This is a genomic window from Streptomyces racemochromogenes (genome assembly GCF_044129415.1).
Classification (GTDB): Bacteria; Actinomycetota; Actinomycetes; order Streptomycetales; family Streptomycetaceae; genus Streptomyces; species Streptomyces racemochromogenes_A.
Genome location: NZ_JBBDHD010000090.1, coordinates 20758 through 29305, shown reverse-complemented (window position 1 = coordinate 29305; position 8548 = coordinate 20758). Strand labels below are relative to the sequence as shown.

Sequence of the window (8548 nt, the reverse complement as noted above, 5' to 3'; positions counted from 1 at the left end):
CCGCGTCCCCCGGCGTCCTCCGACCCCGCCCGATCGTGCCCCCGTCCGGCCCCCGGGGCCCCCCGGGGGCGGCCCGGGGGGGGGGGGGGGGGGGCACCCCCGGGGGGGGGGGGGGGCGGGGGCGCGGGCCGGGGGGGGGGGTGCGGGGCGGCGGCCGGGCGCGGGGGAGCGCCGAGCCTCCGCGAGCGCAGGCGCAGGGCGATGACCACGGCGACCCCGGCCAGGCACAGGGCGTACGAGGCCGTCACCCAGGCGTCCGCGGGGCGGCCCGCCTTCAGCCCGTGGACGAGGGAGGCCCCCCACGCCGGGTAGGCGCCGATGTGCAGCGCCCGCCACCAGGCGGAGCGGTTCTTGACCGCGAACACACTACGCACGGCCCCGGAGACCGCGACGGAGACGAAGAGATATCCGGCCAGGGTGCCGAGCCCGATCAGGACGGGCCGGTCCGCGTCGGTGAAGGGCACGAAGGCGCCCGCCGCCGAGGTGTGCCCCTGGGCCACCTTGACCCACACGTGCAGGGCCAGGAAGCCCAGCCCGGCCACCGCCAGACCGCGGTGCACGCCCTGGGCCAGCAGCCGGTGCCCGGAGCCGAGGACCGCGCGGTCGGTGGCCGCCAGGCCCCACAGGACGGTGGCGGTGAGGCTGACGAGCGAGAGCACGCCCACCCCGTAGTCGAGGAACTCCCACAGGTGGGACAGCGCCCCCGCGCGGAGCGCCACGACGAGGGACACGAGCGCGGCGCCGCCCGCGCACAGCGCGCTGGGGCGCAGCCGGCCGGAGGCGGGCAGGAGCGGGGGCCGCCGGACGGCCCGCCGTCCCGCGGCCGGGGCCGCCGCCGCGTGGCGGCTCCTGCGTCGCGACCGGTGGGAGCGGGGTATGTGCGGCTGGGGCAGGGGCATCCAGGTCTCCTGTGCACCGGGGTTCCGAGCACAGTCCACCTGGCGCTCGGCACCCGGGGGTCGTGGTGGTGACGGCCGGCAGCGCTGTGGAATTCCCGCGCCGGCCGAAGGGGCTCGGGGCCGGAGTGCAGCAGCATCGTGGAGCTGCGCAGCATCTCCACAGGATTTATCGAAACGTGATAATTTCTCGCACCGCGTCTCCGGTGCATCGAACAACGCCGGAAGATTCCCCTCCAGTGGAGGTCGTGACAGGCCACCGCGTCGCGCGCCATCCATGCGTCCCCGGGGGCAAAAACAAGGCAAACCCGCGGGGAGCAAAAGTGGCCGGATCCCTCCAGAAGGGCGCGTGGGGGCTGCAACTCTCTTGACAGGCAGGGTGGTTGGCGAGGCAGACCACACTGACGGGCTTGTCGCTCCTCCACCGGACAGGCCTCACCCCGGCAAGAACGAGGAAACGATGTGCGAACTTCTGAACCGCATCTGGTCCCGCCCCCGAGGAGAGTGGACGCGTGTCGTGCGCAGGGAACTCCCCGCACTGGCCGCGGAGATAGTGGAGGAGCTTCTGCAGGGAATTCCGGGATTTTCCACGCTTGTCGACGGTAATGACGCCATCGACGACGATCTGATCAGACAGCGGGTGGAAGAGGCCCTCCTCACCGCCCTCGGCTACCGCGACGAGACCCAGCGGGACGAGGGCGGGTGCGAGGACAAGGACGTCCTCGGGACCGTCCTCGGCGCCGGGCACGAGGTCAGGCACGACGGCCGCCGCGACGACCCCCGCGAGGCATCCTCCGAACCGGTCCGCGGCACGGGCCACGCGCACGGGCACGCGCACGGACACGGCGGCGGAACCCGGCAGGAGTCCGCCGCCGCTCCGGCCGACCGGGTGCGCCAGGAACTCTTCAAGGCTCTGACCGACGACCGCGCCGCCTCCCAGGACTCCCTCGACGACCTCGCCCGGGCCGCCGGCTGGCCGCTGCCCGCCGCCGTACGGGCCGTCGCCCTCGCCACCCCCGGTGAGGCCCAGCAGCTGGCGGCCGTCCTCGACGACGCACTCGGCGGCATGTTCGCCGGACGCCCCTGCCTGCTGCTCCCGAGCACCGACCCGGACGCCCGGGCCACCCTGGAACCCCCGCTGCGCGGCCGCGTCGCCGCCGTCGGCCACGCCGTCCCCCTCCGCGACACCGCCTCCTCCCTGCGCTGGGCCCTGCGCCTGCTCACCCTCACCCCTGCCCGCGCCGGCCACGACGCCCGCGCCGTCTTCGTGGACGACCACCTCTCCACCCTCCTCCTGCTCCAGGACGAGCCCCTGGCCCACGCCCTGGCCGCCCGCTGGCTGCGGCCGCTCGCCGACCTGACCCCGCGCCAGAGCGAACGCCTGGAGGTGACCCTGCTCGCCTGGCTGGAGGGCGGCGGCGCCCCCGAGGCCGCCAAGGCGCTCAACGTCCACCCGCAGACCGTCCGTTACCGGATGCGTCAGCTGGAGAAGCTCTTCGGGCCCGGGCTGCGCGACCCCCGGACCCGCTTCGAACTGGAGATGGCCCTGCGCAGCCGCCGCCTGATGGCCCAGGTGCGCCGCCAGCACTCCCGGGTCGCGCGCCGCGCCGCCCGCGTCGTCACCGCCGACTTCACCCCCCTGGTCGTCGGGCGGATGGCCCGCGTCAACGGCCTCTGAACCCGCAGCCGCACGGCACGCACGACACGGCCGGCCCGGAGCACACAGGCTCCGGGCCGGCCGTTCGCGCGCAGCGCCGGGATCAGCGGCAGGACCGCCCGCCGTTGATGCAGCCCACCGCCCGGGCCATCAGCCCGTCCGACATCACGTTGATGAAGTCGCCGTGGTCGGTCACCGGCTTGTGCAGCTGCTCCGGGAAGCTGTCCACGGCGAACCGCGCCCCCGGCGCCACCCCGTAGGTCACCCGCTCCACCAGCTGCGGAATGGCGGTGAAGCCCTTCTTGCAGCGCCCGGAGGCGTCCGGGAAGGCCACATGCGTACGGTGGTTGGCGCTGTCGGTGTTGCGGCCGTCCCAGCAGCTCTGGAAGGTGAAGGTGCGCACGACGTCGCTGCCCTTGGGGCAGACCGGGTACTTGTCCTTCAGCTGCCGGTCCTCGAACCCGGTGCAGCTCCAGGAGGCGTTGGCGTTGGCGGTGCCGTTGCTGAAGGCCTTCGCGTCACCCGTGATGATCCGCAGGAACCGCGGCATCGCCTTGACCGGCCCGGCCGGGCTGCCCTTGAAAGTGATGGTGGCCTGCTTCGGCCGCAGGATCGTGCCCACGTTGGCGTCCTGCCCGCCGCCCGGCGCCTTCGCGTCGCGCTCGGCCCTGCCGTCGCGCAGCCGCAGCACCGGCCAGTAGTAGGTGGACTGGTCGCCGTTGGCGCAGGTGGTGCCCGAGGCGGCGAGGCTGTCGTTGGTGGAGAAGGCGCTGGTGGTCTTGTTGCCCACGTAGTCGTGCATGTGGTGCGCGCCGTTGGAGACGCCCGGGGCGACGATCACGTTGTCGGGGTTGAAGTGGCCGTTCTCGTTGCGCCCGCACTCCGAGGTGAAGGAGCCCTTGGAGGCGGCCGCCGACGCCGCGGGGGCCTTCACGTTGGGCCGCACCCGGGTGATGTCGACGAAGTCGCTCTTCGCCGGGCCGCCCTTCTGCCCGATGCTCCGGGCGCCGTCGGCGGCCGGGTCGTCCTGCGCCGACGCCTCCTTCATCACGCACCCGCTCATCGAGCCCAGCCCCTCGGGACGCCCGCCCGCGCGGCCTATCGCGTCGGACACCCGGCTGATGGTCGTACCCCGCTGGTCGCGCAGCCGGCCCAGCAGGGCGTCCTGCTGCGTCCTGCCCTTGACCTGGCCCGAGGCGAGCTGCCGGTAGGCGTCGGCGACCTGGACGTCCAGCTGCGCGAGGTTCTCGTCCACCTCCGCCCTGGCGCCGTCCGGCACGGCCGTGAGCCGGTCGCCCACGTCCGGGCAGTCGATGGTGGCCGTCACCTGCCCGGTACGGGAGGCGTCCTGGCCCGCGTTCGCGTTCCCGGCGACGATCGCCACCCCGCCGCCGCCCAGTACCAGGGCGCTCACCACGGCCAGGAGCTTCTTCGACAACCGGGGGCGCCTGTGGCCCTGCTGACTCATGCGATCACTTCACTTCGTATCGTCGGTCGGACATCGGAGGGGTCGGGGCCCCCGGGGAACGGCCCGGAACGGGGGAGGAAGGCGCGGGCGTCGGGTCGGAGAGGGAGTCGAAGTCGACGAGCCCGCTCTCCTCCAGGACCGTGATGTGGTCGAGGACGGTGGTGTTGGCCGAGGTCGCGAGGGCGCGCACCATCGAGTTGCGGGTCTGGGCCCGTACCTGCGCCAGCAGGGCGAACACCTTCCCGTGCGCCCGGCGCAGCAGCTGGACGAACAAACGCTCGTACTCCGCACCCTGAGCGGCCGTCAGCTGGTCCAGCCACGCCTGCTGCTGTGCGGACGGCCGGTCGGGCAGGTCCACGCCGAGGGCCTGGCCGACCTGCACCACCTGCCGGTCCAGTTCGGTGTGGCCCTCCACCAGGTGCTGCCCGGCGGTGCGCACCGAGGGGCGGGTCCCGCGCTGCTGGGCCTGCCGGCCGGCGGGCAGCTCCCACAGGCCGGCCAGCCGTACCTTGCGGACGAAGTCCCGGTCGACGGCGCTCAACGGCCCGTACGCCGTGCTCATGGTCCCGCCGCCGTCGTCCTCGACCCCGGCCGGCAGGGCCGCCGATCCGGCCGGGGCCGCCGCTGCCCGGTCGCCGAACCGCGACACCGGGACCAGCAGGGCGACCAGTGTGGCCACCAGCGCGCTGATGACCAGGCCGCTCCCGATCGTGTACCTCGTGGCCACGGACAGGCCGCCGGTGGATCGCCGCCGCAATGACAGCACGCTGCCTCCTCGCTCGGTGGGCTGGGGGTGGCACGGGACGCTAGTGCCCGCACCGGGGCCGTCGAGGAAGGACCATCACCATCGGACAAACATCCGCGCGAGACCGGACGGGGCTGCTACCTTGCCGCCTTCCGGAACCGGGACCGGGGCCCCGCCGCACGCCGAAGGGGCCCGGTCCGTGCGGACCGGGCCCCTTCGGGGGAGGGCGGGCGAGGCGAAGCGGAAGCGGAGGTCAGGAAGCGGCGGGACCCTCGTCCCCGGGCTCCTCCAGCCCCTCCAGGCTGTCCATGAACGAGCTGACGGAGAACACCGCGCGCCCCGGGCCGGCCGGCCCGTACCCGGGCGGGGAACTCAGGCCGAACTCCTCCAGCGTCGCCCGGTAGGTCTCCAGCAGCCGGATGTGGTACTCCAGCGGGGCGCCCAGCGGGTTGGCCTTGCCCAGCGGGGTCGTCGGCTCCGGGCACCAGGTCGTGAACCGCGGCACGACGCCGTGCGACATGAAGAACCTCAGGCCCTCGGCCGTGGAGTCGATGGCCTCGCCGACCTTGGTGAATCCGAAGGGCTCGGCCATCTCGATGCCCGCCACGAAGTTGGGGATCACATGGCGCGGGCCGAACACCTCGGTGGAGTCGAGGATCCTGCGGTGCCACTCGTCGCGGCCCACGTACCGCTCCTTGCCCGGGCAGTGGAGCTGGAACAGCCGGCGGTCCCACACCTCGAAGTTGGGGTGGTAGATCCGGATGCCGTGGTCGTGGAAACGCTGCACCGCGTCGCGCGGCAGGGCCTGGGCGACCACCTTGCCGATCCAGCGGCCGGGGAAGCGCTCCTCGATGGCCTGCGCGTAGTGCCCGTAGAAATCGGCCTCGTCCCGTCCGCCGACCTGGGAGGTGATGGACCCGCCGGTGAGGGTGTAGGCGCGCGAGGTCCCCGCCGTGTCGTACCGGTCGATGATCTCCAGGGCCTCCAGCACCTCCTCGACCGGCTTCACCCCGGTGTACGGGCGGCCCGCCGCCTTGTGCTGGCGCCAGTTGTGGTTGATGTCGCAGAACTGGCACTCCTCCTTGGCGCCGAAGTACTGGCACACCCGGAAGACGGTCAGGTAGATCAGATAGCCCCACTGGATGGTCGGCGCGACCTCCATCACCGACTTGCCGTTCGAGAGCTTGTGCCGGTAGTACTCCGGCATCGGCGGCAGCCCCACGTCGGAGATCCGCACGCCGTCCAGGTACAGGCCCAGCGTGCCGTCCTCGCCGCCGCGCACCACGTACGGGGAGTCCGGGTTGACCCGTACCGACACCACCGTGCGCCGCAGCCCGTACGGGCCGCCGGTGAGCACGATCTCCTCCGGCGGCCGGTTCAGCGCGGCGGCGCCCAGCTCCGGCAGGGTGCGGTGGTCGAAGGAGAAGATGAAGTACGACTTCGGCTTCACGTCGCCGCCGCCCGGCCCGTCGGCGCCGCCGCCGCTGAGCGCGGACTCGTCGAAGGCCATGCCGCCCCGCAGCAGGTCCTCCTTGATCACGGCCTCCCGCGGCACGTGGGGGAAGCGGGCCATGAGGTCCTCGACCAGCGCGGTACGGGTCTGGCTTGCCATGCGAACTCCTCGGGCAGACGGGCGGCGCCCGAGGAGCCTGTGGGCTCCCGCGGGCACATCCATGGTGTCCACCGTAGCCGCTCGTTTGAACAGGTTCAGCCGGGGGTGGTGCCGAGTGCGGCCCGGTAGCGGCCCGGGGTGGTGCCGAACTCCCGGACGAAGGCGTGGGACAGGGCGTAGGGGCTGCCGTAGCCGACCCGGGCGGCGATGGCGGCCAGCGAGTCCGGGGTGTCACGCAGACGGGTGGCCGCGAGGGTCAGCCGCCACCACGTCAGGTACGCCATCGGGGGACGGCCGACCAGCGGGGTGAACCGGCGCACCAGGGTCGGCCGGGAGACGCCCGCCTCGGCGGCCAGCCGGTCCACGCTCCAGGGCGCCGCCGGATCCGCGTGCATCGCCTGGAGCGCGGCGGCCGTCACCGGGTCGCCCAGGGCGGCCGACCACGAACCCGGCGCCGGCCCGGCGACCGAGGCGCGGACCATGTAGACGAGCAGGAGGTCGAGCAGACTCGGCAGGGCGATGGAGGAACCCGGCCGCCGGGCGTCCACCTCACCGCCCAACAGCTGTATGGCGGTGCGCAGCTCGTCATGGCAGCCGCCCGGAAGCCGGACCACGCCGGGCAGTTCGGCCAGCAGCGGGTGCACCCGGCTGCGGTCGAGCCGGTACTTGCCGCACAGCATCTCCACCACGCCGCCGCCCGGCGGTGCCGAGCCGGCCGCCGGCCGGTCGCGGTAGCGCTCCAGCGGCAGGGCCCGGGCCGCCGTCGCCGTGTCCACGGGCGAGTCGGAGAGCACGTGGCCCGCCCCGTGCGGCAGCAGCACCGCGTCGCCCGAGGCGAGCGGGACCGGTTCGCCGCCGTCGGCCAGCAGCCAGCAGCTCCCGGCCAGGACGACGTGGAAGCCGGCTCCCTCGTACGGGTCCAGCCGTACGCACCAGGTGCCGCCCACCCGCACCCGGTCGGAGGAGGGCCGCCCCAGCCGCACGGCCGCGATCGCGTCGCTCACCACGTCCATGCGCGCAGGGTACCGCCGGCCGTGGGCGCACGCCGGTGAGCCGGACGCGTATCGGCTTGAGCAGAACGCGCATTGGACGGCTCACCCGGTGTGCCTAGGGTGGCGGACATGACCAACGACACCACGCAGACCCTCGTCCTGGGCGACGTCGAGATCACCCGCGTCATCGAGGCGAAGGGCCCCTTCGCGGCCGCCCGCGACCTCGTCCCGCAGTCCGGCGACGGCCTGTGGAAGGAGAACGAGGACTGGCTCGCCCCGGACCACTGGCAGCCCGACGCCGACCTGGCCGTACTCGCCCTCCAGACCTGGGTGCTGCGCAGCGGCGGCCGGACCGTCCTCGTCGACACCGGAGTGGGCAACGGCCGCGAGCGCCCCGGCTCACCCCTCTTCCACCGGCGCGAAGGGGACTTCATGGAGCGCCTGGCGGCAGCGGGCGTACGCCCCGAGGACGTGGACGTCGTCGTCAACACCCACGTCCACGCCGACCACGTCGGCTGGAACACCGTGGACGCCGACGGCACATGGGTTCCGGCCTTCCCCAACGCCCGGTACCTCATCCCCGCCGCCGACGACGCGTACTTCGGCCCGCGGGGCGGATACGGCAACGGAGCCCGGGAGATGGACCGGCTGGTCTACGAGGACAGCGTCGCCCCCGTCCACCGGTCCGGGCAGGCGGTGCTCTGGGAGGGTGCCCACCGCATCGACGGCCGGCTCGTCCTGGAGGCCGCCCCCGGCCACACCCCCGGTTCCTCGGTGCTGCGGCTGGAGTCCGGGACCGACCGGGCGGTCTTCGTCGGGGACCTGCTGCACAGCCCCGTCCAGGTCCTCCAGCCGTCCTGCAACAGCTGCTTCTGTATGGACGCCGACCAGGCGGCGGACACCCGCCGCCGGATCCTGGGGCGCGCGGCGGAGCACCGGGAGCTCGTCGTCCCGGCGCACTTCGGCGGCAGCGGCGCCTTCGAAGTGCGGGCGGAGGGCGGCCGGTTCACCATCGGGGGGTGGGCGTCCGGGATCTGAGCGACTCGGCCCGGTTGGCTTGTTTCCGGTGCAAATCTGCCGCTTTCTGGTGTGGCTATGCTCACGTCGTGAGTGGTCGAATCTGCTGGTCGATCATTCAGGGAATCCGTGGGACGGCCGGGCGACACCGCGCACCAGCG

Annotated in this window: 7 protein-coding genes; 2 read left to right on the top strand and 5 right to left on the bottom strand. The window is 73.5% G+C overall.

From position 1 onward, the window contains the following. Positions 1 to 899: hypothetical protein (locus WDV06_RS26815; RefSeq protein WP_395512353.1), on the bottom strand; the 899-nt coding region annotated here is incomplete at its 3' end. Between the two features lie 457 nt (positions 900 to 1356). Here WDV06_RS26815 and WDV06_RS26810 point away from each other — a divergent pair. Further along, complete coding sequence (locus tag WDV06_RS26810) at positions 1357 to 2574, top strand: PucR family transcriptional regulator (RefSeq protein ID WP_395512352.1); 1218 nt, start codon at positions 1357 to 1359, stop codon at positions 2572 to 2574. Between the two features lie 82 nt (positions 2575 to 2656). Here the strand turns inward: WDV06_RS26810 and WDV06_RS26805 are convergent, their stop codons facing one another. The 4 genes from WDV06_RS26805 to WDV06_RS26790 form a co-directional block, all read right to left on the bottom strand. After that, positions 2657 to 4021 carry a DUF1996 domain-containing protein gene (locus WDV06_RS26805; protein WP_395512351.1) on the bottom strand — a complete coding sequence of 455 codons (1365 nt, stop codon included), beginning with the start codon at positions 4019 to 4021 and terminating at the stop codon, positions 2657 to 2659. Positions 4022 to 4025: 4 nt separating this feature from the next. After that, entirely contained in the window at positions 4026 to 4787 is a 762-nt protein-coding gene (locus WDV06_RS26800) for a DUF4142 domain-containing protein (protein ID WP_395512350.1), read from the bottom strand. A 232-nt stretch (positions 4788 to 5019) separates the two neighbouring features. Next, complete coding sequence (locus WDV06_RS26795; RefSeq protein WP_395512349.1) at positions 5020 to 6378, bottom strand: radical SAM protein; 1359 nt, start codon at positions 6376 to 6378, stop codon at positions 5020 to 5022. Between the two features lie 95 nt (positions 6379 to 6473). Further along, the gene (locus WDV06_RS26790) at positions 6474 to 7391 is read right to left on the bottom strand and encodes an AraC family transcriptional regulator (protein ID WP_395512348.1); all 918 of its coding nucleotides are present in this window, start codon (positions 7389 to 7391) and stop codon (positions 6474 to 6476) included. A 108-nt stretch (positions 7392 to 7499) separates the two neighbouring features. Between WDV06_RS26790 and WDV06_RS26785 the strand changes: the two genes are divergently transcribed. After that, positions 7500 to 8408 carry an MBL fold metallo-hydrolase gene (locus tag WDV06_RS26785; RefSeq protein ID WP_395512347.1) on the top strand — a complete coding sequence of 303 codons (909 nt, stop codon included), beginning with the start codon at positions 7500 to 7502 and terminating at the stop codon, positions 8406 to 8408. The last annotated feature ends 140 nt before the right edge of the window (positions 8409 to 8548 follow it).